This is a genomic window from Paracoccus isoporae (genome assembly GCF_900101865.1).
In the GTDB taxonomy this organism is placed as follows: domain Bacteria; phylum Pseudomonadota; class Alphaproteobacteria; order Rhodobacterales; family Rhodobacteraceae; genus Paracoccus; species Paracoccus isoporae.
The window spans coordinates 717,959-744,191 of sequence record NZ_FNAH01000001.1 but is presented as its reverse complement, the minus strand read 5'-3'; the positions used below and the strand labels follow the sequence as shown (position 1 = coordinate 744,191).

Annotated in this window: 25 protein-coding genes and 1 tRNA gene; 8 read left to right on the top strand and 18 right to left on the bottom strand. The window is 64.5% G+C overall.

Features of this window, described 5'->3' with window-relative positions:
* Nucleotides 1-395: 395 nt before the first annotated feature.
* From BLT73_RS03585 to clpB, 3 genes are all read right to left on the bottom strand, one after another.
* Nucleotides 396-992 (bottom strand): protein-methionine-sulfoxide reductase heme-binding subunit MsrQ, encoded by a 597-nt coding sequence (locus BLT73_RS03585; protein ID WP_090520866.1) that lies wholly within the window; start codon nt 990-992, stop codon nt 396-398.
* Complete coding sequence (gene msrP / locus BLT73_RS03580) at nt 992-1,888, bottom strand: protein-methionine-sulfoxide reductase catalytic subunit MsrP (RefSeq protein WP_090520864.1); 897 nt, start codon at nt 1,886-1,888, stop codon at nt 992-994. The genes BLT73_RS03585 and msrP overlap by 1 nt, the downstream gene beginning before the upstream one ends.
* A gap of 918 nt (nt 1,889-2,806) precedes the next feature.
* Complete coding sequence (gene clpB / locus BLT73_RS03575) at nt 2,807-5,443, bottom strand: ATP-dependent chaperone ClpB (RefSeq protein WP_090520862.1); 2,637 nt, start codon at nt 5,441-5,443, stop codon at nt 2,807-2,809.
* A gap of 300 nt (nt 5,444-5,743) precedes the next feature.
* Here clpB and pyrF point away from each other — a divergent pair, with 300 nt between their 5' ends.
* Nucleotides 5,744-6,430, top strand: coding sequence for an orotidine-5'-phosphate decarboxylase (gene pyrF / locus BLT73_RS03570; RefSeq protein ID WP_176804870.1), 687 nt, complete (start codon nt 5,744-5,746; stop codon nt 6,428-6,430).
* Between the two features lie 6 nt (nt 6,431-6,436).
* Here pyrF and BLT73_RS03565 read toward each other — a convergent pair whose 3' ends face one another.
* The 4 genes from BLT73_RS03565 to BLT73_RS03550 all read right to left on the bottom strand — a co-directional run bounded on the left by BLT73_RS03565 (nt 6,437) and on the right by BLT73_RS03550 (nt 11,657).
* Nucleotides 6,437-7,726, bottom strand: a complete 1,290-nt coding sequence (locus tag BLT73_RS03565; RefSeq protein WP_090520857.1) for a TRAP transporter large permease — start codon at nt 7,724-7,726, stop codon at nt 6,437-6,439.
* 10 nt (nt 7,727-7,736) lie between these two features.
* On the bottom strand, nt 7,737-8,237 hold the full coding sequence (locus BLT73_RS03560) for a TRAP transporter small permease (RefSeq protein WP_090520856.1): 501 nt from the start codon (nt 8,235-8,237) through the stop codon (nt 7,737-7,739).
* A 78-nt stretch (nt 8,238-8,315) separates the two neighbouring features.
* Nucleotides 8,316-9,332 (bottom strand): TRAP transporter substrate-binding protein, encoded by a 1,017-nt coding sequence (locus BLT73_RS03555; protein ID WP_090520854.1) that lies wholly within the window; start codon nt 9,330-9,332, stop codon nt 8,316-8,318.
* Between the two features lie 27 nt (nt 9,333-9,359).
* A complete protein-coding gene (locus tag BLT73_RS03550; protein ID WP_090520852.1) occupies nt 9,360-11,657 on the bottom strand; it encodes a cytochrome P450/oxidoreductase in 2,298 nt (765 codons plus the stop codon).
* 98 nt (nt 11,658-11,755) lie between these two features.
* On the opposite strand from BLT73_RS03550, the gene BLT73_RS03545 reads away from it, so the two are divergent.
* Together BLT73_RS03545 and BLT73_RS03540 are read left to right on the top strand one after the other, a co-directional pair.
* Nucleotides 11,756-12,430 (top strand): IclR family transcriptional regulator, encoded by a 675-nt coding sequence (locus tag BLT73_RS03545; RefSeq protein ID WP_090520850.1) that lies wholly within the window; start codon nt 11,756-11,758, stop codon nt 12,428-12,430.
* Between the two features lie 125 nt (nt 12,431-12,555).
* Nucleotides 12,556-13,041 carry a MarR family winged helix-turn-helix transcriptional regulator gene (locus BLT73_RS03540; RefSeq protein ID WP_245726998.1) on the top strand — a complete coding sequence of 162 codons (486 nt, stop codon included), beginning with the start codon at nt 12,556-12,558 and terminating at the stop codon, nt 13,039-13,041.
* Between the two features lie 30 nt (nt 13,042-13,071).
* On the opposite strand, the gene BLT73_RS03535 is transcribed toward BLT73_RS03540, so the two are convergent.
* From BLT73_RS03535 to BLT73_RS03505, 7 genes are all read right to left on the bottom strand, one after another.
* Nucleotides 13,072-13,482 (bottom strand): MarR family winged helix-turn-helix transcriptional regulator, encoded by a 411-nt coding sequence (locus BLT73_RS03535; RefSeq protein ID WP_176804868.1) that lies wholly within the window; start codon nt 13,480-13,482, stop codon nt 13,072-13,074.
* A 436-nt stretch (nt 13,483-13,918) separates the two neighbouring features.
* A complete protein-coding gene (locus tag BLT73_RS03530; RefSeq protein WP_090520845.1) occupies nt 13,919-14,317 on the bottom strand; it encodes a RidA family protein in 399 nt (132 codons plus the stop codon).
* Complete coding sequence (locus BLT73_RS03525; protein ID WP_245726994.1) at nt 14,314-14,745, bottom strand: acyl-CoA thioesterase; 432 nt, start codon at nt 14,743-14,745, stop codon at nt 14,314-14,316. The genes BLT73_RS03530 and BLT73_RS03525 overlap by 4 nt, the downstream gene beginning before the upstream one ends.
* Complete coding sequence (locus BLT73_RS03520; RefSeq protein ID WP_090520843.1) at nt 14,729-15,892, bottom strand: acyl-CoA dehydrogenase family protein; 1,164 nt, start codon at nt 15,890-15,892, stop codon at nt 14,729-14,731. The genes BLT73_RS03525 and BLT73_RS03520 overlap by 17 nt, the downstream gene beginning before the upstream one ends.
* A complete protein-coding gene (locus BLT73_RS03515) occupies nt 15,892-16,692 on the bottom strand; it encodes an enoyl-CoA hydratase family protein (RefSeq protein WP_090520841.1) in 801 nt (266 codons plus the stop codon). Before BLT73_RS03515 ends, BLT73_RS03520 begins: the two co-directional genes overlap by 1 nt.
* Before the next feature lie 9 nt (nt 16,693-16,701).
* Nucleotides 16,702-17,445, bottom strand: a complete 744-nt coding sequence (locus BLT73_RS03510) for an SDR family NAD(P)-dependent oxidoreductase (protein ID WP_090520840.1) — start codon at nt 17,443-17,445, stop codon at nt 16,702-16,704.
* On the bottom strand, nt 17,442-19,736 hold the full coding sequence (locus tag BLT73_RS03505) for a bifunctional salicylyl-CoA 5-hydroxylase/oxidoreductase (protein ID WP_090520839.1): 2,295 nt from the start codon (nt 19,734-19,736) through the stop codon (nt 17,442-17,444). Before BLT73_RS03505 ends, BLT73_RS03510 begins: the two co-directional genes overlap by 4 nt.
* Before the next feature lie 206 nt (nt 19,737-19,942).
* Between BLT73_RS03505 and BLT73_RS17215 the strand changes: the two genes are divergently transcribed.
* Together BLT73_RS17215 and BLT73_RS17210 are read left to right on the top strand one after the other, a co-directional pair.
* Entirely contained in the window at nt 19,943-20,707 is a 765-nt protein-coding gene (locus BLT73_RS17215) for a hypothetical protein (protein ID WP_176804866.1), read from the top strand.
* Nucleotides 20,704-21,381 (top strand): HAD family hydrolase, encoded by a 678-nt coding sequence (locus tag BLT73_RS17210; RefSeq protein WP_176804864.1) that lies wholly within the window; start codon nt 20,704-20,706, stop codon nt 21,379-21,381. The genes BLT73_RS17215 and BLT73_RS17210 overlap by 4 nt, the downstream gene beginning before the upstream one ends.
* 53 nt (nt 21,382-21,434) lie before the next feature.
* Here the strand turns inward: BLT73_RS17210 and BLT73_RS03495 are convergent, their stop codons facing one another.
* The 3 genes from BLT73_RS03495 to BLT73_RS03485 all read right to left on the bottom strand — a co-directional run bounded on the left by BLT73_RS03495 (nt 21,435) and on the right by BLT73_RS03485 (nt 23,841).
* Nucleotides 21,435-22,148, bottom strand: coding sequence for a FadR/GntR family transcriptional regulator (locus BLT73_RS03495; protein ID WP_090521000.1), 714 nt, complete (start codon nt 22,146-22,148; stop codon nt 21,435-21,437).
* 344 nt (nt 22,149-22,492) lie between these two features.
* Entirely contained in the window at nt 22,493-22,966 is a 474-nt protein-coding gene (locus BLT73_RS03490) for an NUDIX domain-containing protein (protein WP_245726989.1), read from the bottom strand.
* On the bottom strand, nt 22,963-23,841 hold the full coding sequence (locus tag BLT73_RS03485; RefSeq protein ID WP_245726982.1) for an N-formylglutamate amidohydrolase: 879 nt from the start codon (nt 23,839-23,841) through the stop codon (nt 22,963-22,965). The genes BLT73_RS03490 and BLT73_RS03485 overlap by 4 nt, the downstream gene beginning before the upstream one ends.
* Nucleotides 23,842-24,004: 163 nt before the next feature.
* On the opposite strand from BLT73_RS03485, the gene BLT73_RS03480 reads away from it, so the two are divergent.
* The 3 genes from BLT73_RS03480 (at nt 24,005) to BLT73_RS03470 (ending at nt 25,163) form a co-directional block, all read left to right on the top strand.
* Nucleotides 24,005-24,079 (top strand) — tRNA-Val (locus BLT73_RS03480).
* Between the two features lie 79 nt (nt 24,080-24,158).
* Complete coding sequence (gene ykgO / locus BLT73_RS03475) at nt 24,159-24,284, top strand: type B 50S ribosomal protein L36 (protein WP_042245282.1); 126 nt, start codon at nt 24,159-24,161, stop codon at nt 24,282-24,284.
* A gap of 297 nt (nt 24,285-24,581) precedes the next feature.
* A complete protein-coding gene (locus tag BLT73_RS03470) occupies nt 24,582-25,163 on the top strand; it encodes a TetR/AcrR family transcriptional regulator (protein WP_090520836.1) in 582 nt (193 codons plus the stop codon).
* Between the two features lie 72 nt (nt 25,164-25,235).
* Here the strand turns inward: BLT73_RS03470 and BLT73_RS03465 are convergent, their stop codons facing one another.
* Entirely contained in the window at nt 25,236-26,222 is a 987-nt protein-coding gene (locus BLT73_RS03465) for an asparaginase (protein WP_090520834.1), read from the bottom strand.
* Nucleotides 26,223-26,233: the final 11 nt, after the last annotated feature.

Below are 26,233 nucleotides of genomic sequence, written 5' to 3'. Positions count from 1 at the left end.
GACCGAAACCCTAGTGAGCCGATATGCAAGAAAATCCAGTCGAATACCGACCAAACCGCCCGCATATCTCTTCAAGTATGCATAACAATGTCAAATAGCAGGGAAACAAAACAACCCCAACCGCGCCAAAACCCTTTCGGCGCCGTCAAAGCCGTTGCTTCCAGATTGTTGCCGCAAAACCGTCTCCAGTTCCGAAGCAGAAGCCCTATCTAGCGATTGGTTCCGATCCCGTCAAGAGCGTTTCCCGACTTTTTCGGCCTGCCCGCCTGGGCCCCGTCCGATCCGGCGTCGCCGCCGTTTCGGTGAGGGGGTATCTACGGCCCGTATCGGACTGGCGCAAGGGGGTGTGTTCATATAAATGCCGAAAAAACGCAAACCATTGATTGTAAATGGATTTATGCCCGGGCGCGCCGCAGGACTGGCAGCCGCATGGCCAGCAGAATCAGAATCACCGCCGTGCAGAACAGCGGCCAGCCGGTCCAGAGCTTGAGCGCCCAGAGCCAATGCAGGCAGGCCAGAAGCGCAGCGAGATAGACCAGGCGATGCAGCTTGTGCCAGCGCCGACCGAGTTTCCGAATCGAGAAGCGGTTCGAGGTCACGGCCAGAGCAAGCAGGATCACGAAGCCCGTCATCCCGAACAGGAGATAGGGCCGTTTCACCACATCGGGAATCATCTGGCCCCAGAGCAGCGCCATGTCGAACACGGCCCAAGCCAGCATATGCAGCAGCGCGTAGCTGAAGGACAGCAGACCCAGCGCCCGCCGCAGATGAATGAGATTGACCCGAAGCAACTGCCTGAGCGGGGTGACCGCCAATGTCGCAATCAGGAAATAGAGCGCCGTTCGGCCAAGCCGGTGCTCGATCTCCCGCACCGGATCCACGCCGAGCTGGGATGTCATCACATCACTGACCAGCAGGGCGAGCGGGATGGTACCAAGCAGCCATGCCGACCATTCCGGCAGTTTCCTCAGCGCGCGATTCAGTGCCTGCATCAGTAGTTCTTGGCCAGATCCATGCCGGCATACAGGCCTGCGACCTGATCGCCATAGCCGTTGAACATCTCCGTCTCCTGCCGGCCGCCCAACAGGCCGGCACCGATGCGCCGCTCGGTCGCCTGGCTCCAGCGGGGATGGTCCACCTCCGGGTTCACATTCGCATAGAACCCGTATTCGCGCGGCTGCAGGGTCTGCCAGCTCGTCAGCGGCTGGGTCTCGGTCAGCGTGATCTTGACGATCGACTTGATGGACTTGAACCCGTATTTCCACGGCACCACGAGGCGGATCGGCGCGCCGTTCTGGTTCGGCATGGGCTTGTCATACAGCCCGGTGGCAAGGATCGTCAGCGGGTGCATCGCCTCGTCGATCCGCAGCCCTTCGTGATAGGGCCAGTCAATGCCGCCGCCGCGCTGCGCGATCATCTCCTCGGGGCGGTAAAGCGTCTCGAATGCGACGAATTTGGCCGACGGCCTGATGCCCGCTTTCGACAGGACCGACGCCAGAGGCACGCCGAGCCAGGGAATCACCATCGACCAGGCCTCGACACAGCGCAGGCGATAGATTCGCTCCTCGAGCGCGTTATCGGGTGCCAGATCCTCGACGCCGTAGCTTCCCGGTCGCTCGACAAGGCCACCGATTTCCACCGACCAGGGATCGGTCGTCATCCGGTCGGCGTATCGCGCGGGATCTTCCTTGCCGAAGCCAAACTCGTAGAAATTGTTGTAATTGGTGATTTCCTCAAAGCTGTTTGGCTTTTCCGAGGTGGAGTACTGCGATGCAGACCCCGTCAGCGCCGCGGCAGGTGTCGCCGCCAGCGCCGTGGCGCCCGCGATAAAGCTGCGCCGGTCAAGCCACAGCGCCTGCGGGGTGACGTCCGACCATCCGAGTTTCATTCCGGCCTCCTGAGTTGACCGCATCATGCGGCACCAGCACCGGACCGGCCACACAAATCAGATCACATTGCCGTTCGAGGACTGCGCGGCACGGCCCGGCGGGACCGTATCTCGATTCGGACCGGTCCCTGAGAAAACGCCTGACGCGGCCTCCTGCGCCATCCTGTCGGGGTGTCTGCGATAACTTCGGTTCAGCAGTTCGCGTTAAAGGAATCCTGCCGTTCGCCCCGCCGACGAGGTGAAAGCGCCTTCATTCCAAGGTTTGGGAGGAAGTGGCCGCATGGTGCTCCGCCGTTAACCCAGCGGGACACTTATCAGACAGAACCGTCTGAAGACACGGGGCGGCCGGTTGAGATCGCGGTTAACTTGGCTTCGGGACGGATGCGTGGATGGATCCTCCCGGGTGCAGAAGTGCCGAAGTTCGCTGCCTTTACGTTGTCCAGTCAGGGAGGTGTCAGTAGGTCGGAGTCAGGTCGCCCGGTATGTTTGCTCCGCCCCGCGGGCCAACCCGGCCTCTCGTTAAGGGAGGTTTTTTCCGGGTCACCGCTGGGCCTCGACGGCGTTGAACATATTCTCCGCGTCCTCCGAGCCTTGCAGAAGATTGTTTGAGAAATCTGCCACGCAGCGTCTCGAACATTGTTCAGCAACTCGAAGAATTTCAGGAACCAGTCGGCGTTTCCAAGTGTTTAGCATCGAAATTCCGGTCCTGACCCGGCACAGCCTACCGCATTCACGCATCCTGGATTGGTGGCAAGCAAGACCGCGCAATGCGACGTCTGCCCCAGCGAGGTTGTTAACGAGTAGTCCGGTTGCAGTTTGTTAATCAGTGTAGGGCCAGTCCGACCCCTCAGGTCGATACGCTCATGTTGGAAACCCCCGCTTCCCGAAGGAGGCGGGGGTTTGCCGTTCGCACGCGGCTCAGTGGATGGTGGCGTCTTTCGGGCCTTCCCCGACCGCGCCCAGCTTCGGGCCGGCGGTGCCGACATGTTCGCCGACGATCAGGCCGTCGTCATTTGCGCTGACGGAGACGGTCTGGCCGTCCAGCACCTCGCCCGACAGCAGCATCTCCGCCAGCGGATCCTGCAGGGCACGCTGGATCACCCGCTTCAGCGGTCGCGCACCGAACACCGGATCATAGCCTTCCTCGGCCAGCCAGCCCATCGCCTTGTCATCAAGCTCGAGACTGATATTGCGCTTCGCCAGCCGCTGCTCCAGCAGCCAGAGCTGGATCTTGACGATTCCGTTCATATTGTCGCGCGTCAGGCGACGGAAAATGATCATCTCGTCCAGACGGTTCAGGAACTCCGGCCGGAAATGCGCCCGGACGGCCTGCATCACCTCCTGCCGCGCCTGCGTCGAATCTCCGTCATCCGGCAGATGCGACAGGGCCTGGCTGCCAAGGTTGGAGGTCAGCACGATCAGCGTGTTCTTGAAATCCACCTTCCGGCCCTGGCCGTCGGTCAACTGACCATCATCCAGAACTTGCAGCAGCACGTTGAACACATCGGGATGCGCCTTTTCGACCTCGTCGAACAGGATCACGGAATAGGGGCGGCGGCGAACCGCCTCGGTCAGCGCCCCGCCCTCGTCATAGCCGACATAACCCGGAGGCGCACCGATCAGCCGGGCAACCGAGTGCTTTTCCATGTATTCCGACATGTCGATGCGAATCATGGCGTTCTCGTCGTCGAACATATATTCCGCGATCGCCTTGGTCAGCTCGGTCTTGCCCACCCCGGTCGGGCCGAGGAACAGGAACGAGCCGAGCGGACGGCTCTCCTCGTTCAGACCCGCGCGGGCCCGGCGCACCGAACGCGAAATTGCGGCCACGGCCTCGTCCTGGCCGACCACGCGCTGACCGAGGATCTCTTCCATCTTCAGCAGCTTCTCGCGCTCGCCCTCCAGCATCTTGCTGGTCGGGATGCCGGTCCAGCGTTCGACCACCTCGGCAATCTGCTCCGGCCGGACGGCCTCTTCGACCATGACGCCATCACCCGCAGCTTCATCGGATTCGGACAGCTGTTTCTCCAGCCCCGGAATGATGCCGTAGGACAGCTCACCCGCGCGGGCCAGGTTCCCCTCGCGCTTGGCCTGATCCAGCTCGGCGCGCGCCCGGTCGAGCTGCTCCTTGATGCTGCGCGACCCTTCCAGCTTGTCCCGTTCCGCCTGCCAGCGGGCGGTCATCGCCTTGGACTTGTCGGTCAGGTCGCCAAGCTCCTTTTCCAGCCGCTCCAGCCGGTCGCGGCTCGCCGCGTCGTCTTCCTTCTTCAGCGCCTCGGCCTCGATCTGCATCTGCAATATCTGCCGGTCGAGCGCGTCCAGCTCCTCGGGCTTGCTGTCGACCTCCATGCGCAGGCGCGACGCCGCCTCGTCCACCAGGTCGATGGCCTTGTCGGGCAGGAAGCGATCGGTGATGTAGCGGTTCGACAACTCTGCCGCCGCAACCAGTGCCGCGTCGGAGATGCGCACCCCGTGATGGAGCTCGTATTTTTCCTTGATGCCGCGCAGGATCGACACCGTATCCTCCACCGTCGGCTCTTCAACCATCACGGGCTGGAACCGGCGGGCAAGGGCCGCATCCTTCTCGATATATTTCCGGTACTCGTCCAGCGTGGTGGCGCCGACGCAATGCAGCTCGCCCCGCGCGAGCGCCGGCTTGATGAGGTTGGCGGCATCCATCGCGCCATCGGTTTTCCCCGCGCCGACCAGCGTGTGCAGCTCGTCGATGAACAGCACGATCTCGCCGGCGGCATTCTCGATCTCCTTCAGGACCGCCTTCAGCCGCTCCTCGAACTCGCCGCGATATTTCGCCCCCGCGATCAGCGCACCCATATCCAGCGCCCAAAGCTGCTTGTCGCGCAGGCTTTCGGGCACATCACCGTCGATGATGCGCAGCGCCAGCCCCTCGGCAATGGCGGTCTTGCCCACGCCCGGCTCGCCGATCAGCACCGGGTTGTTCTTGGTGCGGCGGCTGAGCACCTGCATCGCCCGGCGAATCTCTTCATCTCGGCCGATGATCGGGTCGATCTTGCCCTGCTGTGCCGCCTCGGTCAGGTTCCGGGCATATTTCTCCAGTGCTTCATAGCTGTCCTCGGCGCTCGCGCTGTCGGCGGTGCGGCCCTTGCGGACATCATTGATCGCGCTGTTGAGTGACTGGGCATTGACCTTGCCCGCGGCAAGCGCGTCCTTGGCATTGGTGTTGGCCATCGCGAGCGCGGTCAACAGGCGCTCCGCGGGCACGAAGCTGTCTCCGGCTTGCTGGGCGAGCTTCTGCGCCTCGTCCAGCACCCGCACCAGCGACGGATCGACATAAACCTGACCCTCGCCGCCCGAGACCTTGGGCAGTTTGGCCACGGCCGCGTCGACCGCCTGGCGAACCGCCTTGGCGTCGCCGCCCGATCTGGTGATGAGGTTGGTGGCGAATCCCTGATCGTCATCCATCAGGGCTTTCAGCAGGTGCTCCGGCACGACCCGCTGGTTTTCCTCGCGGATCGCAATCGTTTGCGCGGCCTGCATGAACCCGCGCGAACGCTCGGTGAATTTTTCCATATCCATGGACATCTCTCCTATGCAGCCCCCGGTATTGCGCCGCCCGAACTGGCACGGCGCGGGCCGGGTCTTCGGGTTTGATCTGGGTATCATCGGGGTGTGTTACAATAGCAACAGAACCCGTTTGCGTGGGCGGTGTTCCCGTTGCTCGGCATGAGTCTCTGCCGCAGCGCCCGCCCCTCGCACGGAGTAGATCTCCGATGGGTGTGCTTGACCTGTAAGCTTGGCGGTCTCCCGAAATTTCGCTTTTCTTCGCGATGCTTTCGCGACATAAGCGGGCCGTTTGCGTAAATGGAAGGGAACAGCATGGATGACCGTTTGATCGTGGCGCTCGACATGGGCAATGCCATTGCCGGGATGGAAATGGCTGACCGGATCGGGGACAGCGTTTCCTTCTACAAGATCGGTCTGGGCATGCTGACCGGCGGCGGGCTCGCGCTCGCGCGGGAGCTGAAGGACGAGCGCGGCAAACGCGTCTTCCTGGACATGAAGCTCTTCGATATCGGCGCGACGGTGGAGGCGGCGGTGAAGGGGCTGGCGCAGTTCGACCTGGATTTCCTGACCGTGCATGGCGATCCGCATGTGGTCCGCGCGGCCAAGCAGGGCGCGGCCGGTTCAAAGACCCGGATCCTCGGCGTGACGGTCCTGACCTCTCTGGACCGCGCCGATCTGGATGCGGCGCTGATCGCGCCGGGCGATCTGCACGAATTGACGGTGGAGCGCGCCGTCCGTGCCTTCGAGGCCGGGGCCGACGGGGTGATCGCCTCGCCCCGCGAGGCCGCGGCGATCCGCGCGCTGCCCGAGGCGCAGGGCCGGTTGATCGTCACGCCGGGGGTGCGTCCCGCCGGCGCGGCGCTTGGCGACCAGAAGCGCGTGGAAACCCCGGCGGACGCCATCGCCGCCGGGGCCGATCACATCGTGGTGGGCCGGCCGGTCTGGCAGGCACCCGATCCGCGGGCCGCGGCGCAGGCGATCCTCGCGGAACTGCCGTGATCCGGCCTACATCCCGGACCAGACCAGCCAGGGAAAGATCAGCAACAGCATCAGCCGCAGCACATCGGCGGCAATAAAGGGCAGGATCCCGCGGATCACGGTGTCCTGTTTCAGCCCCGGCGCCGTGGCCTGCACGACGAACAGGTTCATCCCGACCGGCGGGGTGATCAGCCCGATCTCGGCCACCGTCACCACCAGCACGCCGAACCACACCATGTCGTAGTCGAGCGCTATCGCGACCGGGGCCAGCAGCGGCACGGTCAGCAGCACCATGGACATCGAGTCCATGAAACAGCCCAGCACGACGTAGAACAGCAGGATAAGCACCATCACCGCCGTCGGGTGCAGGCCGGAGGCGCCGATCGTCTCGGCCAGCATCATCGGCAGACCCGTCGTCTCCAGGAAGAAGTTGAAGAACGCCGCGCCAATCAGGATCAGAAAGATCATGCCGGTCAGCGCCGCGGTCTCGCGGATGATCTCGCGCAGGACAGCGCCGCCGAGACCGCCCATGACGAGCGCGAGCAGAAACGCACCGAACGCGCCGACCGCCGCGGCCTCGGTGGGCGAGAACCAGCCAAGCTGCATCCCGCCGATCACCACGCCGAACAGCAGCACCACCGGCCAGACCCTGGCCAGCAACGAGACCCGGTCCGCCCAGCCAACCCGCGCACCGGCAGGCGCAAGGCTGGGCCGCCTGCGCACCCGCACCATCACCGCAAGCGCATAGAGCAGCGTTCCCAGGGCACCGGGGATGATCGCCCCCATGAACAGCGCGCCGATGGGCGTCTGGGTCAGCAGACCGAAGATCACCAGGATGATCGAGGGCGGGATCAGCACGCCAAGCGTGCCGCCGGCCGCGACCGAAGCGGCAGCGAGCGAGTCGTCGTATTCATAGCGGCGCATCTCCGGCATGGCGACGCGGCCGATCGTGGCGACAGTCGCCAGCGACGAGCCGCAGATCGCCCCGAACACGGCCGAGGCCCCGACCGTCGAGACCGCCAGCCCGCCGCGCCATTGCCCGACAAAGGCATTGATGACGTCGAACAGCGACCGCGACAGCCCGGCATGTGCCGCGAACACCCCCATCAGCACGAAGAGCGGGATGACGCTGAAGCTGTAGGGGAAGATCGACTCGAACGGCGCGGTGGAGAGCACGTAAGCGGCCTGATCCAGCCCGCCGCTCAGCGCGATCCCGGCCAGCCCGATCACCGCCATGGAGATGGCCACTGGAAAGCCGAGCGCGATCAGAACGAGGGTCAGAAGAAATCCGGCGAGGCCGATGAGAGGCATGGACATGGCAGGATCCTCAATGCGCAGCGGTTCTGGTCTGGGGCAGGTTCAGCACCAGCCGCAGGACCACGGGGATCAGCGCCAGCACCGATGCCAGCACGCCTCCCAGAAGCGGCAGCCAGTAGAAGGCAATCGGGATACCAAGTTGCTGCGACTTGTCGCCCAGCATCACCTGCATCCGGTAGGTGGGGATGCACTCGATGAAGATCAGGATCATCAGCAGGATCGCCGCCGTCGCGGCCACCCCGTGCAGGATACGACCGATCCCGTTGGGCAGCCGCTCGATCAGGAAATCCACGCCGACATGGGCGGCGACCGAGAAACCCCAGGGGATCGACAGCCAGGCACCGGCCATGATGAAAAGCTGCACCAGATCGACGACGCCCGGCACCGGTGTCCCGATCCGGCGCCCGATCACATCCGCCACGCTGACCAACGCCGCGCCGCAATAGGCCAGCACGCCAATGGCGGCCAGAAACTCGATCACGCCGTCGATGCGGCGCAAGAAATTCTGCATGTCTCGTCCTTCAGAAAGCTCGGGCCCGGGCGCGGCTGACCGCGCCGGGGCTTGTCGGATGCGGTTTTCTGGCCGGGCCTACTGGCCGGATTCGAACTCCGCGATCCGGTCCTGGAACTTCTGGTAAAGCTCCGCCGCGTCCTCGACGCCTTCGGACTGCATCGTTTCCAGGTATTTGTCGATCATCGGGGTCAGGGCCTCGCGCCAGCGGTCGCGCTCCTCGTCCGACAGCGCGGTGATGGTGTGGCCGGCCGCCTCGGCCTCTTCACGACCCGCCGCATCCCACGCGTCCCACCAGTCGCCGAACTTGCCGACCAGCTCCGCGCCAGACGCCTCGTCGATGCAGTTCTGGACGTTCTCCGGCAGGCTGTCGAACTTGTCCTGATTCATCACGAAGAAGAAGGATACGGTATAGGCGCCGATATCCAGATGGTCGGTCAGCACCTCGTTCAGGCCGAAGCTTTTCACCGGATCCCACGGAAACACCGTCCCGTCGATCACCTTGCGCTGGATGTTCTCATAGACCTCGCCGGGCGGAAGGCCCTGCGGCGTGGCGCCCAGGAAGGTCAGCATCTCGGAGACGGGCGGGGACGGGGTGCGGATGCGTAGGCCCTTCATGTCCTCCATGGTCTCGACATGCGTGCCATTGGTGTGCAGCAGACCACCATTATGCGCGTGCAGCGCCAGCACCTTCAGCCCGTCATATTCGTCGCCCAGCTCGCCTTCCTCATAGAGCGACCACAGTGCGTTGGACGCAGCCCCCGCATCGCGGGTCAAGAACGGCATTTCGATCAGCGAGGTGCGGTTGAAGCGGCCGCGCGGAATGCCCGACAGGCCATGCGCGATATCGACCACCCCGGCCATCACCTGTTCCTGCTGCTTGGCGACATTGCCTTTCTGGGTGCCGCCCGGAAAGATCTCGAAGCTGACCTCGCCCCCGCTGCACTCGGAAACCTGCTGGGTCCACGGTTCGATGAAATCCGTGTGGATCCCATGCACGGCAGGCAGGTAGTGGCTCAGCGACAACGTCGTCTCCGCCGCGGCCGGCAATGCCGCTGTCAGCGCCACGGCGCCAGAGATGATGGTGGTTTTCATTCAGTATGTCCTCCCTGTGGAACTTTGTCAGATCTTGATTTTCAGCCTCTCCCTGCCGCGGGAGCAGCAGGTGATGATCCGGTCCCCGGCCGCGCGCTCAACCGCCGTGAGCACCCGGTCACGATGCTCTATTTGTCCTTCTTCGACAACGACTTCGCAGCTTCCGCACAACCCTTCCTCACAGTCGGACGGCACGTCCAGACCGGCGCCGCGCAGAACCTGCAACAGGCTGCGATCCTGCGGGACGTGCAGGCTCAGGTCGCTGTCGGTGCATTCGACGTCGAAGGCCTGACCCGTTGCCAGTTCCGCGGCGCTGTCGTCGGATGAGAAATGCTCGAACCGCAGCCGCAGGTCGGGCCGGCGGCTCATCAGCGCGTCGAGTTGGTCCAGCAGCCGCGCGGGGCCGCAGGCGGCAATGAAGCTGCCTGCTGGCGCGTCCGCAACGATTTTCTCCAGATCCGACCGTGTGCCATCATCGGAGAGATGCAGCTCAACCGCGTCAGCGTGCTCCGCCTCGACCCGATCCAGATGCGCCATGCGTGCCCGGTTGCGCCCGGCATAATGAAGCGCGTAAGGCTTTCCCAACGCCTTCAGCCGGTCCGCCATGGCCAGGATCGGCGTGATGCCGATGCCACCCGCGATCAGCACATGATGGGCTGCGTCCTCTTCGAGGCGGAAGTGATTATGCGGGCCGCGGACCGGCAATGTTGCTCCGGTGCCGGCATTCTCGTGCATCCATCGCGATCCGCCCCGGCCGAGGTCGTCGCGCAGCACCGCGATCTGCCACTCGCCCGCATCTGCCGGGCCGCAGAGCGAATATTTCCGGCTCTCCCCGTCCGGCATCACGATGTCCACATGCGCGCCCGGCGACCAGGATGGCAGCCGCTCACCCGCAGGGTCGGCCAGGGTGATGCCGAGAATGTTCTGGGCGAGTGGCGCGGCCTCGGCCACGCGCAGGCGGCGGACAATGGATTTCCGGTCCGGCGCGCCGACGGGGAAATTCCGCCCCGTGTGTCGTAGGGAGGGGTCTTGCCGTTCCGGGTTCTTGGCCGGATCCCAGGTGACCCGCAGCGCCTCGGGACCGCGCAGCGAGATGTTGGGCAGATAGGTCAGCTCCTGCTCGGCAAGCTGCAAATGCGGCAGGCGGCGGCTGACCTCCTCGATGATGATGGCCATCTCCATGCGGCCGATATTCTTGCCCATGCATTGATGCGCGCCATAGCCGAACGTCAGGTGATCCGCCGAATTGTCGCGCCAGATATCAAGCGCATCGGGGTTCTCGAAATGGCGCGGATCGCGATTGCCGGACGCCATGACCATCAGGATCCTGCCGCCTTCCGGGATCGTCACCCCGCCGACCGCCGCATCCCTCGTCGCGATGCGGCGCCACGCCACCATGGAGCCTGAATGGCGCAGGCATTCCTCTACCGCCGCCGGGATCAGCGCCGGGTCGCGGCAGATTGCGTCCCATTGATGCCGGTGGGTCAGCAGCTCGCGAAACGCATTGGCAGAGGCGAGCGCGGTGGTCTCATGCGCCGCCACGATGATCGCCATCATCATCGACTGAAGGTAATTGTCCGTCACGATGTCCGGCATGACCCGGTTCTGGCGGATCATGTCATACATCCAGCCGTGGACATCCTTTCCCGCGTCCACCTGCGCCGACATCCGCGCGAGCACATCGCCGGAGTAATTCCAGAACTTCGCCACCCCCTCCGCCACCGCGACCTGCTGATCCGGTGTGGGCTTGCCCCAGGTGTTTACCGTATGGGCGACCGAGAAGCTGCGCAGCGTCGTCATGTCGTCATCCGGCACGCCGAGGAATGTCAGCGCCACGGTCAGCGGCACATCCCACAGCATGTCCTCGACCAGATCGGAATGGCCGCGCTCGATGATGGCATCCAGCTTCTCGCGCACCAGATCGCGGACCATCGGGGCATGTTCGGCCAATGCATCCGGCGCGAAGGCGTCCAGCAGCGCGCGGCGGCGGGCCATATGCACCGGCTCGTCCTCGTTCACCAGGGTCCGGTCCATGCCGTAACCCTCGCGCTTCAGCACCGCCACCGCCTCAGGTGTGGCCGGGGTGATCTTTTCCAGCGCATTGGCGGGCGAGAAGGTGATGTTGTCGCGGAACACCGCCTTGATGTCGTCATAGCGGCTGACGACCCAATAGCCCATCGCCTCGCTGTAAAAGACCGGCTCATCCTCGCGTGAGAAGCGCAGCGCCTCGGCCGGATCGGATTGATACGCCACGCCGAACGGATCGAAGCTGCGGGCCTGCCGACTAAACGGGCAAGCCGCATCGTTGTCATGCGTCGCTGCCATGATGCGCCTCCCTTGTTGTCGTTTATCGCACCTTCTGTTACTTTTAGCGATACATTTAATACGTGTACAAGTCAATCACGCAAAGAAGGCAGGGACTTATGGCCGCGACGATGCTGCAGACACTGGATCGCGGACTGGCCGTGCTGGGCGTGTTGTCCGAAGCTCAAGCCGGGATGAAACCGTCCGAGCTGGCGCTGCGTCTCGGCATTCACAAGGCCATCGCCTATCGGCTGATCGCGACGCTCGAGTCGCATGGGCTGGTGCGGCGGCTGACGGATGGGCGCGCAGTGCTGGGGGCGGGGCTGATCCCGCTCGCCGCACGGGTGGAGCGGCACCGGCTGAGCGCGGCGGCACCGCATCTGGCCGCGCTGTCGGAGGCGACGCGGACGACCTCCTGCGTGGTTCTGGCCGATGGACCCAACGCGGTGGTGGCATTGGTGCAGGAGGGCGGCGACGGCATATTGCGCCTGTCCTATCGCCTCGGGGTGCGTCACCCGTTAACCCGCGGCGCGTCAGGCTTGGCGATCCTGTCGGGGCGGCCCGCGACCAGCGAGGATCTGCCCGGCGTCGTACGCGCGCGGGAGCAGGGCTATGCCATGACCCGCGGCGAGTTGCAGCAGGGGGCTGTGGGCATCGCCGCGCCAATCATCAGCCGCGACGCAGAGGCGAACCCCACCGATGCCGCTGTCTCGATCGTCGCGCTGCACGAATTGCCGGACGGCGCGGCCGAGCAGGTCATCGCCTGCGCCACCGCGATCGGCGCGTCCTGGTAGCGCATGTTGGCCATGCCGGGGGGTGTGCGCAGGTAAGTTCCGACAATTCATTCTCAAAATATTTGTATTCAAGGTAATTCAACTCTATCACATGCGGTAATCTTTCGCATGGATGCGAGGCACGCTTGGATCACACCCCGGAAAATGAGGCGCACGGCGACGAACCGACCCTGGCGGTGCGGCGGCTGAAGCTGTGGATCCGCATGCTGGGCGTCACCCGTCAAGTCGAGAACGAGCTGCGCGAGTTCCTGCGGGTGTCGCATAACACCACACTGCCGCGCTTCGACGTGATGGCCGCGCTGCACCGCCGGCGCGACGGGCTGACGATGACCGAGCTGTCGCGGACCCTGCTGATTTCAAACGGAAACGCCACCACCGTCGTCAACCGGCTGGTCAAGGACGGGCTGGTCACGCGGATCCTCTCCGACGAGGACCGGCGCCGGATCACGGTCCGGCTGACGCCGAAAGGGCTGACGATCTTCGAGGCGCTCGCCGCGGAGCATCGCGATGTGGTGGACGATCTGTTCGCGGAGATGACTGAAGCGGATCTTGATGCGCTGAAAAACGTGCTGCGGCGTCTGCGGAATAGCCTGTCCGACGCTCGGGGCTGACGCACAGCCGGCTCCCGACACCCATGCGCCTCACATGGTCCGCAGGTTGTTCAGGATCTGGCCGAGATGCTGCGAGAACGCCTCGCGCTGCTCCGGTTCCAGCCCGTCCGTCATCCGCGCGTTGATCTCCATGATGACCGGATGGATCTCCTCGCCCACCCGGCGCCCGTCATCGGTCAGCGTCACCAGCCGCAACCTGCTGTCGACCCGGCTTTGCTCGCGCCGAACGAACCCCTGTTGTTCGAGGCTGTCGAGCGCGCGGCTCATCGTCGGCTGCTCGGCAATGGCGTGATTGCACAGCTCGCTGACCGTCAATTGTCCATAGCTGCGCAGCGACATGATGATCCGCATCTTCAGCATCGAGACGCCGACGGAACGAAGCCGGGATTGCACGGTCTGCTGGTATTGGTGAACGATATGGTTCAGACGATATGATGGCATTTGTTCCAGTGCTGTCTTGCCAGCTGGGCGGATTTGCCTGTCAGTCCGCATTGACATGAAAATCCTCCGCTTATCTATCGAGTATCTACTTAAACGGTAGTTCCCTATGACTGCATTGTTAGTCAAGGGAAATTACAACTCACCGACGTCAGATCCGCGCTTGTGACGCGGCGGAAAACCTAGCAGTTCCCGGCGCTCGCTTGCAATCCTGTCCAGCCGACTCGGCCGATGGCAGCATAGCGCGACGAGTTGTTATCAACCTAGATGTAAAATACGGGCCGATTTGCGTTTCGGCGGGCGATAGCCAGCCTTAGTCTTCACTTATGAATGGAAGCGATCAGCAGTGACTCGACCGGCTGCACACGCTTAACGCGAGTCGGCTGTTCGCCAGGCAAGCTCCACGCGTTCTCCGAGCCGCAGGGCGGCTTCGCCCGGATCAGCGGGGAATAAACGCCGTGGCCTCGATCTCGATCAGCGCTTCGTCCTCGAGCAGATCGCTGATGACCAGCAGGGACATGGCCGGGAAATGCCGCCCCATGACCCCGCGATAGGCATCTCCGATCGCGCGCTGATTGGCCATGTAGTCGGACTTGTCCTTCACATACCAGGTCAGCCGGCCGATATGTTCCGGTGCGCCCCCGGCGGCGCGGACCACCTCGACGATATTACGGAGGCATTGCTCCATCTGGCCGATGAAGTCCTTGGCCTCGAAGATCTTGTCCTTGTTCCAGCCGATCTGGCCGCCGATATGCAGCGTTCCGTCCGGCATGAGCATGCCGTTGGCGTATCCCAGCGCAGGCGCCCAGCCCTCGGGGTGAATCGTCTCCGGCGTCATGTGCGGCCCTCCATGATCTCGTCCACCTTGGCGCGAAGATGATCGGGCCAGCGTCGCGGCCGCCCATCCTCGCCGATACAGACCAGCACCTGCCGGACGTGAAAGCGTCGCGCGCTGTCGGACAGGGCCTCGGTTTGCAGGGTCATGCTGCTGTCGCCCACCCGGTCGATCGTGATTTCCAGCGTGATATGATCGCCAAGTCGGCACGGCGCCTCGAACTCGATATGGATCGAGGCGGTCGGCACCCCACCGGTCGCGACGATCTCGGCGAAGGGCCAGCCCAGCAGATCGTCGAACATGGCCTCGACAGCGTCGTTGATGATCTCGACATAGCGCGGGTAAAAGCCGATCCCGGCCGGGTCGCAATGCTTGAACAGGATTTTCTGGGGAAAGCGGAAATCCGGCATGGCGCTATCCGCCCGCCGCATCGGACAGCGCCTGCCGCGCGATCACCACGCGCTGCACGTCGCTGGCACCTTCATAGATCCGCAGCGCCCGGATCTCGCGATACAGCCGCTCCACCGTCTCGCCCGACCTGACGCCGTCACCGCCATGAAGCTGAACGGCCATGTCGATCACCTTCTGCGCCCGCTCGGTCGCGAACAGCTTGGCCATCGCCGCCTCGCGGGTGACGCTCGGCGCGCCGCTATCCTTGGTCCAGGCGGCGCGATAGACCAGCAACGCGCTTGCATCCACATCCAGCGCCATGTCCGCGATATGGCCCTGCACCATCTGCAATTCACTCAGCCTGGCGCCCTGGACCTGGCGGGTGGTGACGCGTGCCAGCGCCTCGTCCAGGGCCCGCCGCGCAAATCCGAGCGCCGCTGCCGCCACGGTCGAACGGAACACGTCGAGCACCGACATGGCGATGCGGAACCCCTGTCCGGGCTGACCCAACAGCGATGTCGCCGGTATCCGGCAATCGGTGAAGCGCAGCCGCGCCAGCGGGTGCGGCGCGATCGTCTCCAGCCGTTCGACAATCTCGAAACCGGGCAGACCCGCAGGCAGGATGAAGGCGGACAGCCCTTTCGCGCCCGGCGCTTCGCCGGTGCGGGCAAAAAGCGTATAGAGATCCGCGATCCCACCGTTGGAGATCCAGGTCTTCTCGCCATTCAGCACATAATCGCCGCCATCCCGCACCGCGGTCATGGTCGAATTCGCGACATCCGAACCGGATCGCGGCTCGGTCAGCGCAAAGGCCGAGATGGCCTTGCCCGACCGGGTCAGCGGCAGCCACTCGGCCTTCTGCGCCTGCGTCCCGAACAGCGACAATGCACCTGTCCCAAGCCCCTGCATGGCAAAGGCGAAATCGGCCAGCCCGTCATGGCGGGCCAGCGTCTCGCGGATCAGGCACAGGCTGCGCACATCGATCGGCGCTTCACCATCCGGGTCGACTGCGGAATGCGTCAGGAACCCGGCCTCGCCCAGCGACGCGACCAGCCGGCGGCACGCCGCATCGGTGTCGGCGTGGTCGATCGCGCGCAGGTTTTCCGCCGCCCAACCCTCCAGATCCGCCGCCAAGGCGCGGTGCCTCTCCTCGAAGAACGGCCAGTCGAGAAAGCTCCGGTCTGCCATCAATCGCCCTCGAATATAGGTTTCTGCTTGCCGACAAAGGCGTGATAGGCGCGGTGGAAATCCTGTCCCTGCATGCAGATCGCCTGCGCCTGCGCCTCGGCCTCGATGGCCTGGTCCAGACCCATCGACCATTCCTGTGCCAGCATCGTCTTGGTCATCATATTCGCAAATCCGGGCCCGGCGGCGATCCGCGCGGCCATATCCTGCGCCGTCGCGATCAGCCGGTCCCGGTCCACGACACGGTTGAAAAACCCCCAGGCCAGCCCCTCCTCCGCGCTCATCGACCGGCCGAGATACAGCAGCTCCGCCGCGCGCCCCTGTCCGATGATCCGAGGCAGGATCGCGCAGGCCCCCATGTCGCAGCCGGCGAGGCCCACGCGGTTGAACAGGAACGCCGTCTTCGCATCCGGCGTGGAAATGCGCAGATCCGACGCCATCGCGATGATCGCGCCCGCACCGGCGCAAACCCCGTCCACCGCGGCAATGATCGGCTTGCCGCAATTCAGCATCGCCTTGACCAGATCGCCTGTCATCCGGGTAAACCGCAGCAGTTCCTTCATGTTCATCTCGGTCAGCGGACCGATAATGTCATGCACATCGCCGCCAGAGCTGAAATTGCCCCCGTTCGGCGCAAAGACCACCGCGCCCACCGTGTCGTCGTAATGCAGATCACGGAACCAGTCGCGCAGCTCGGCATAGCTGTCGAAGGTCAGCGGGTTCTTCCGCTCCGGCCGGGCCAGAGACAGCGTCGCGATCCGGTCCGCGATCTCGCAATGAAAATGGGTGGTATCGCTGCGCATCCTGTCTCCTCAGATTTCGCCGCCCGAGAGCGTCAGGCAATGGCCGTTCACCGAACGCGCCGCGTCGGAGAAAAGATAGGACACGGCTCCCGCGACCTCCTCGGCCTGGATAAAGCGGCGCTGCGGGTTGTTGCGGATGAGGCTGTCGCGCGCCGCGTCCTCCGAAAGCCCGGTCTTGGCGATGATATTTTCGACCGATCTGTCGAGCAGCGGGGTCTCGACAAAGCCGGGGCAGACCGCGTTCACCGTGATCCCGGCCCCTGCCAGCTCCATCGCCAGCGACCGCGTCAGCCCCACAACACCGTGCTTGGCGGCGCAATAGGCGGAGACATAGGGGTAGCCCTTCAGCCCGGCGGTGGAGGCGATGGCGATCATTCGCCCCCATCCGGCCTGTTTCATGTCTTGCAGCGCGGCCCGCCAGACATTCACGACGCCCATCAGATTGACCGCAAGCATGTCGGTCATGGTCTCCGCGGTCATTCTGGCAAAGGGCACGCTGTCCGCCGCCCCGGCATTCGCCACGACGCCAAGAACCGGGCCATGCGCCTTCCGCGCCGCCTCGAACGCCGCCTCCACCGCGTCCGGATCGGTGACGTCGCAAATCTGGTAGGGCAGTCCCTGTGCGCGCAGCGGCGTCTCGCGCCGCCCCATGATCGTCACGTGCGCGCCGGTCTGCGCCAGCACTCTTGCCGTTTCGGCACCGACCCCGCTGCCGCCGCCGGTGACGACGATATGTTTCTGCGCGCCTGTCATGCCCGGATCGCCTCGGCCTCGCGGTCGGCCAGCCGCCAAGCCTGATCCCGCCCGGCCAGATAGGGCAGCGGCCAGTCCTGGCTGCGATCCCCGATCTTCGCAGCTTCGCGCAGAACCCAATAGGGATCGGCCAAATGCGGGCGTCCCACCGCGACCAGATCGGCCCGTCCCGCCATCAGGATCGAGTTGGCGTGATCGGCCTCGTAGATATTGCCCACCGCCATCGTCGCCAGCCCCGCCTCGTTGCGGATGCGGTCCGAAAATGGCGTCTGGAACATCCGGCCATAGACCGGCTTCGCCTCGGTTGAGGTCTGCCCGGCCGACACGTCGATCAGATCCGCCCCGGCCTCGCTGAACGCTTTCGCGATCTGCACCGCCTCATCAGGCGTCACCCCACGCTCGCCCACCCAGTCATTCGCAGAAATCCGCACCGAGAGCGGCCTGTCCGCCGGCCAGGCGTCACGAATGGCGCGCAGCACCTCCAGCGGCCAACGCATCCGGTTCTCGAAACTCCCGCCATAGTCATCCTCCCGCGCATTCGACAGCGGCGAGATGAAGGATGACAGCAGATAGCCATGCGCCGCGTGCAGCTCGATCATGTCAAAGCCAGCGCGCTCTGCCATGCGCGTCGACTCCACGAATTCCGCCTTGATCCGGTCCAGATCCTGCCGCGACGCCTCGCGCGGCACGGCATTCTCGCCGGACCACGGAATCGCCGATGCCGAGATCAGGTCCCAGTTGCCGGAGGCCAGCGGCTTGTCCATCCCCTCCCACCCGATATTGGTGGAGCCCTTGCGACCCGAATGCCCGATCTGGCAGCAGATCTTCGCGTCCGTCTCGGCATGGACGAAATCGACGAGCCGCCGCCATGCGGCCTCGTGCTCAGGCGCGTAGAGACCGGGACAGCCGGGGGTGATCCGTCCCTCGGGCGAGACGCAGGTCATCTCGGTATAGACCAGCCCGGCGCCGCCCTTGGCGCGTTCGGCGTAATGGACGAAATGCCAGTCGGTCGGGGTGCCGTCCACCGCCTTGTATTGCGCCATGGGCGAGACGACGATCCGGTTCGCCAGATCCATCCCGCGCAGGCGGAACGGTGTGAACATCGGGGCCCGGACCGGGGCATCTTCCGCGACGCCTGCGCTGCACTGGAACCACCGCTCGGCCGATTCCAGCCATTGCGGATCGCGCAGGCGCAGATTCTCGTGGCTGATGCGCTGCGACCGCGTCAGCAGCGAGTAGTTGAACTGCACCGGATCCAGATGCAGATAGCGCTCGACCTGCTCGAACCATTCGAGGCTGTTGCGCGCCGCCGATTGCAGGCGCAGCACCTCCAGCCTGCGTTCGTCCTGATACCGCTCGAAGGCGGCCTCCATCGTGGCTTCGCTGTGCAGATAGCCGGCCAGCGAGATCGCGCTTTCAAAGGCCAGCCGCGTGCCGGACCCGATGGAAAAATGCGCCGTCGCCGCCGCATCGCCCATCAGCACGACATTCTCGTGATGCCATTTCTCGCAGATGACCCGCGGAAAGTTCATCCACACTGCCGAGCCGCGCAGATGTGCGGCGTTGGAGATCAGCGCCTGCCCGTCCAGATGGCGCGCGAAGATCTTCCGGCAGGTCTCGACGATCTCCTCCTTCGACATCGCCTCGAAGCCCCAGCGGTCCCAGGTATCCTGCTGGCATTCCACGATGAAGGTCGCGGTATCGGCGTCGAACTGGTAGACATGCGCCCAGAGCCAGCCATGCTCGGTCTTCTCGAAAATGAAGGTGAAAGCGTCGTCGAATTTCTGATGCGTGCCGAGCCAGATGAATTTCGCCTGCCGCAGATCCACGTCGGGCCGGAAGATCTCGGCATACTCATTCCTGACCCGCGAATTGATTCCGTCACAGGCGACGACCAGATCGTAATCCTGCCGGTAATCCTCCGCGCTCCTGAACTCGGTCTCGAATCGCAGATCGACACCCAGTTCCCGCGCGCGCTGCTGCAGGATGATGAGCATCTGCTTGCGGCCGATCCCGGCAAAGCCATGGCCGCCCGACACGGTGCGCACCCCGTCATGGATCACCGCGATATCGTCCCAGTAGGCGAAGTGATCGCGGATGGACCGGGCGGATTCGGCGTCATTGGCTTCCAGGTTTTCAAGCGCCTCGTCCGACAGCACGACACCCCAGCCGAAAGTATCATTGGCCCGGTTGCGCTCGATCACCACCACCTCATGCGCAGGGTCGCGAAGTTTCATCGAAATCGCGAAATAGAGCCCGGCCGGCCCGCCCCCAAGGCATGCGATCCGCATGGCAATGTCCTTCCCGAAAATCCTGGCCCGGACAGAGTCGCCCGGCGCCTGCAGCCTAGGCCAGCAGGGATTTCATTTCAAGTTTGAAATATTTGAACATGAATTGTGCCGCGCCACCCCATGCCGGTCGGCGCGCCGCCCGGATGCCACCACTTGACGCGTCTCCCTCATCCTGCTCTGCCTGTATTCAGCAGGGGAGCAGAGCATTGGCGCGGGAACCCGAAACGGCAGAGCAGGCGGGCAATGATCTCGTGCTGTCCTTTCTCGCCGTCCGGCGCGCCATCGGTTATCTGGGATTCTTCCTGCCCATCGCGCTGATCCTCTATGGCCTGTTCTCCGCCGACGGCATCCTGTCCAGCATTTCTGCTTACTACTTTTCGCCAATGCGGGATGTGCTTGTCGGCACGCTCTGTGCACAGGCGGTGTTCCTGTGGAGTTACGAGGGATACCGTCCCTCCTCCGCCGCCATCATCACCGATCGCAATGTCGCCCGCGCCGCCGCGTTCGGCGCGCTTGGCGTGGCATTCCTGCCCATGGCCGAGGCCGACGCCTACGATGTTCCGCAATCGGCGCCAGTGATCGTGGATCGACCGGTCGAATGCACTCTCGCGCAATGCGTGGTCGGCGAGGACGTATCCGCCCTGCTGCACAGCCTCAGCGCCGGGCTTTTTTTCGGGGCATTGGCGGTATTCTGCCTTGTGCTGTTCGTGCGCGGCAGCCGCCGCACGGCCGAGAACCGGGCGCGGCACCGGATCTATCGGATCTGCGGCTGGCTGATCCTGGCCTCGATCTCGGCTATTGGCATTCTCAAGATCGCCGGGATTGCAGAGGAACTGGCCGCGCTACGGCCGGTGCTCTGGCTGGAGGTCGTGGCTTGTTTTGCCTTTGCGACGAGCTGGGTGGTCAAGGGACGAACGCTGCGGCCGCTTGTGCGGATGGCCATTCCGAAAGCCAAAGGCGACACAGGATGAGCGGGTCCGCCGATCGGATCACCTTGCCGGGACGGTTCCGCGGCGTGGTCTTCGATCTCGACGGCACGCTGGTTGACAGCGAACCGGCCTGGGGCAAGGCCAAAAGCATCGTCGCCGCGCGGCATGGCCGGTCGATCTCCGCCGCGCAGCTTTCGGCCAGTGTCGGGCGCAGCATGGATGATCTGGTCGCGGATGTGTTCGCGCCGGGGAACAGGGCGGCGGCCCGCGCCATCGAGGAGGAGATTTTTGCCGAGGCGGCGACCTGGCTACCACAGATGCGCGTGGCGGTTCCTGGCGCGGCGGCGTTCCTGGGTGATATTCATCGCCTGGGGCTGCCGGTCGCCATCTGCTCGTCCTCGCCCGAGCATCTGATCCGCGACGCGCTCGGCCAGATCGGCGTGCTGGAGCTGGTGCGCCTTGTCGTCTCGGCCGATCCGATGCCGCAGCGCAAACCGCATCCGATGCCGTATCTGGTCACGGCAGAGCGGCTTGGGCTGCGCCCCGGCGATCTGATCGCGATCGAGGACGCGCTGCCCGGCGCGCGATCTGCTTCTGCCGCGGGATATTTCACGATTGCCGTGGGCGCAGAGGTCGCGGCCGACCCCGCGCCCTTCGATTTCTGCGACCTTCTTGCCGGAGATTACGCCGAGTTGCGCGGCTTGCTGGACATGTGATGCCGCCTCACGCCCCGTGCCCGGATCACGCCCGCCCGCGGGGACGCAGCGCGTCAGATCACCCCGTTCGAGACAGGGTCCGGCCTGCGCCGCTCGAACAGCCGTTCGCGCGAGCCGTTCAGGTGATCCCGCATGGCAAGACTGGCCGCCTCCTCGTCCCGGTTGCGGATCGCCTCGACAATGCGGTCATGCTCGTCGCTGATCGGGCCTGACGCATTGGCGCGCATCGCTGATAACCCGCTCAGCTTCATCCCGGCGCCGATGTGATCCTTCATCGCCGCCAGCGTGGTGGAGTAGTAGCTGTTGTCGCTGGCCACCGCGATGGCCAGGTGGAACTGGAAATCCGCGTCTTCGCGCTGCGCCTGGCGATTGCCGGATTCCTTCATCACCGTCAGCGCCGCAACAATCGCTGCGAGGCTGTCCTCCGTGTGCCGTGCGGCAGCCAAGGCGGCGGATGACGGCTCGATCGCGGCGCGGAATTCATAGCAGCTCAGCAAATCGGCGATGTTTTCGAGCGCGCCGTAACCCAGCGGGTTGCGCAGCCCCAGCGTGCGCACGAAGCTTCCCGCCCCCTGGCGCGAATAGATCAGCCCGCGTTCGCGCAGGCGGCGCAGCGCCTCGCGCACGATGGGGCGCGACACCTCGAACTCGGCGGCAAGCTCATGCTCGGTCGGAAGGCGCTCGTCATCGGCATAGGCGCCGGACTTGATCGACAGTTCCATCCGTTCAAAAACCACGTCGGCCAGACTACGGCGCGGAGTCATCATCACTACATCCTCGATCGCGGCGCGGAGCGGGCAGTCGCGCGTCCGCGTCACGCGGAACGGCCCGGCCGGTCGCTGTTTTGTATTAACCCGCTCAGCAGCAGTCGCGAAAGCGCCCATCCCGGCTTGCGCAGCACGGGAGACCTTGCGGGCCATCGCCACGCCCTGCTCGCTGCCCGTTCTGGGCCGGGATCACGTCGGCACATTCTGATTGCCGGACGAGAGAAACATTCTAAAGAACAATGCGGCGAGAGGAAGCGAGTTGTCAATTCAAACCGCAATTCCCAGCCGGTTATTCCGCTGATATTGTTTAATTTCTGTTAACGTTTATTAATCAAATTACAAATTTATAACCAATCCAGCTCGCTCCGCGCTTGGCTGAGACAATGCGCCACGCGCGCCCGAAAATGCGGCACGGCCGCCGGATGGACGATATAGTCGGCAACGCGCATCATGCGCCAGCAGATCCCCTCATCGCCGAAGCGGATGGCGGCGATGTCGCATTCCCGGAGCGCGCCGCAGTAGAAGACCGACACATAGTCGGGGCGGGCCGGGTTCGTGAAGGCCACGGGCGCGCGCAGCCGATCGGCGGAAAAATGCAGTCCGAACTCCTCTGCAAGCTCGCGCAGGGCGCAATCCGCGGCACTCTCGTCACCCTCGCGCCCGCCGCCGGGCAGATCCCACTGCGCGGGGTGCGGAATATCCGGGCGGTCGTCGCGCAAATAGGTCAGCAGATCGTCGCCATGCAGCAGGATCAGCTTGGTCGCGACGAACCCATCGCCGCAACTCCAGGGCCGAGGACGGGCGAGATCGCCGCTCACTCGGCCGCCATGCCGGACGGGTTGGCGTCGAGCGGCAGCCGCGCCGCCCCGGACAAGACGCGCCCCAGCCGTGCCGCCAGCGCGGGATACCCCGCCGATGGCTGGATCCGGGCCTCGTCAAGGTAAAGCGCCCGGTCGATCTCGACCTGCAGCACATGGACGCGCTGCGCCGGCCGGCCGTAAGCCGAGGCGACGTAAGCCCCGGAAAAAGGCGCGTTCATGCGCAGCCGGAAATCCTCCGCCCGGAACAAGGCGCAGACCTGCTGACGGATCATTGCACCGCAGCTTACGCCATGCCGGTCGCCCATCACCACCTCCGGTCTTGGCGCCAGCATGTGGCTGACCGCGTCATGCGGCATGGAATGCATGTCCAGGATCACCGCCCGGTCGAACCGGTGCAGCGCCTCGTTGACCAAGCCGCGCAGCGCCTTGTGGTAAGGGCGCCAATAGCTGTTGATCCGCCGCTGCGCCTCCATCATCGGGACCGGCGCCTGGCGAATGGGGCGCGCCCCCGACACGACGCGCGGGATCACCCCCAGACCGGCCATCGCACGCGGCGTGGTCGGCCGGCGCGGACCGCAATCGACCGTCGCCGGGTCCAGCTCCGTCGCATTGCGATTCAGATCGACGATGCTGCGCGGGATCCGCGCCGAGAGCGTCACGGCGCCCGCAGCCAGGGCAGGCGCGATCAGTCGGTCCATGAACGCGTCTTCCGAGGAACGCAGCGCCGCAATGTCCAGGCAGCTTTCCTTCAGGAACCAGCCTGGGAACTCCCGCCCGGAATGCGGCGAACAGACGATCACGCCGCCATGCCACCTTCTGGGGCGATGCAGAACATGGCTGAACATGTCGTCGGGATGCGCGGCCGCTTCCATGGCTCCTCCGATACCCGGACAGCTCTGCCCAGCCCGGCGCTTTGTCCGTTTATAGCGGCGCGTTTTTCTGCCGCCAACCATCTTGAAACCGTTTCGGACTGCCTATATAGACCCCCGAACCGACGCGAGCTTGTCCCCTGAAAGGGCCGAATCGCACGGGAACGGGCGGTTAGCTCAGCGGTAGAGCACTACGTTGACATCGTAGTGGCCACTGGTTCGATCCCAGTACCGCCCACCATTTTCGCGCCCCCGGACATGGGCCGGGGGTATTTCAGTTTCAAGGCGCTTGGCTGAGCGCCGCGATGAGGAGAAGACCGATGAAGGTTCGCAACTCGCTCCGCTCGCTCAAGAGCCGCCACCGCGATTGCCAGGTGGTGCGCCGCAAGGGCCGGATCTATGTGATCAACAAGACCAATCGTCGCTTCAAGGCCCGCCAGGGCTGACGCGACAACCGGCTCGCCCGGGCTGACAGCAACACCCGCCATGTCCGCATGGCGGGTTTTCTCATGTGCCGAACTCCCTTGTGAGCAGCAGAACGCGCTGTCACCGCACGCCTGATCGGCGCAACCGGATCGCATAAATTTGTTCGGGAATTCCCGCCAACGGCTCGCCCTTGGGCACAGAGCCTTGATCCAAATATGTTTTCAATAGGTCAATAAAGGTTAACTGTATTATAACATCTCGTCCGACTAGCATTGTGCGGTCCCGGTGTCTGATCCGGGCAACATGCGGGAGGGCGAATGGCTTACCATCACGGCAATCTGCGCGCCGCGCTGATTGCCGCTGCCATCGACATCATCGACGAAGAGGGTCTGGACGGCGTGTCGATCCGCAAAGTCGCGGATCGCGTCGGCGTGTCGGTCGCCGCGCCATTCCGGCACTTCTCCTCGAAGGCGGATCTGATCAGCGCCGTCGCTGAAACCGCAATTGAGAAGCTGGTCAACACGATCACGCATACCCAGTCGGAAGGCCCCGAAGACGATGCGCTGCATCAGCTTGAGCTGTTCAGCATCGGCTATATCCGCTGGGTGCGCGACAATCCGACCCAGTATGACCTCATCGGCTCGCGGCCGATCGATGAGTTCAAGGTGTCAGAGAAGCTGTTTGAACTCTACATGTGGCTGCGCGACACGATGTTCGACCTGATCGTGCAGGCGGAACGCGACGGTCAGCTTCGCCCCGGATGTCCGCACGGTCGAGCTGTCGCTGCGCGCCTATCTCTACGGGCTGCCGCGAATGCTGTTGCACGGGCATTATACGGCCTGGCCGGATGGCGAGGATCCATACCGGCTGATGCACAAGGCGATCGCGGATTATTTTGACCTGCTGAGGATCGCGCGCCAGCCCTGAAGGCGCGCAATGCCGGACCGGCCGGCGGCGAAGGGACACCGGAATCAGACCGGAAAGCCCGAAGCCAGCCGCAATTCGCCCACTTCCAGCCCGCGCCAATTCTTCATCGGATCGCTCAGAAGCTTCCCGACGACCGGGTGGGCGCGGTCCAGCACCCCCAGATGCACCAGCAATGCCGCAATCGCCGCCTCCGAGGCGCGGGTGCCGCCATCCTCGATCTTGACGGCCACGCCCAGCTTGCGTTCCGGGATGATGGCGATGAACACGGCCTCAGCGCCGGTCTTGACCGCGACGCGACCCTCCATCGCGCGCATCAGTTCGGTGCAGGCCCGGCCTTCCCCGGCGACGAGTTCCGGGTAGGTTGTCATCGCCTCCACGAGCCGCGTCATCGCCCGGCCGCGCCCGTCGCCGGATGGCTGTGCGAAGGCGGCCATGGCGCGGGCGAGCCCGGTGATCGAGCCCGCGAAATTCGGGGCCGAGCAGCCGTCGATCCCGACACCTGCCGGTTCCTCTTGCGTGACATCGTCCGTGGCCTGACGGATCGCCGTCTGCAACGGGTGATCCAGCTCGACATATTCGGCACCGGCGCCCGCATGGCGCACCCAGCTCAGGAAGCCGGCATGCTTGCCCGAACAATTATTGTGCAACTGGCTGGGCACGGCGTCGCTGCAGGTCAGGCGCTTCGCCTCCTCGCGATCCCAGGGCTTGTGGCAGCCGCAGCGCAGATCCGCCTCGCCCAGCCCCATGCCGTCCAGCCACTCTCCGACCCGTTCGACATGGCGCGCCGCACCGTTATGGGACGCGCAGGACAGCGCCAGTTGCTCCACCCCCAGGCCTGCGGCGTCGGCCGCACCGGATTCCAGCATCGGCAAGGCCTGGATCATCTTGCAGGAGGAGCGCGGGAAGATCACCGCATCAGGCTCGCCCCAGGCCGCCACCACGTCGCGGCCATCGTGAATCACCGCGTGACCCCGATGCACGCCCTCGCGCAACCCGCCCCGCCACAATTCGATCAGTTCCGCTGCCGGCATGAATCCGCTTC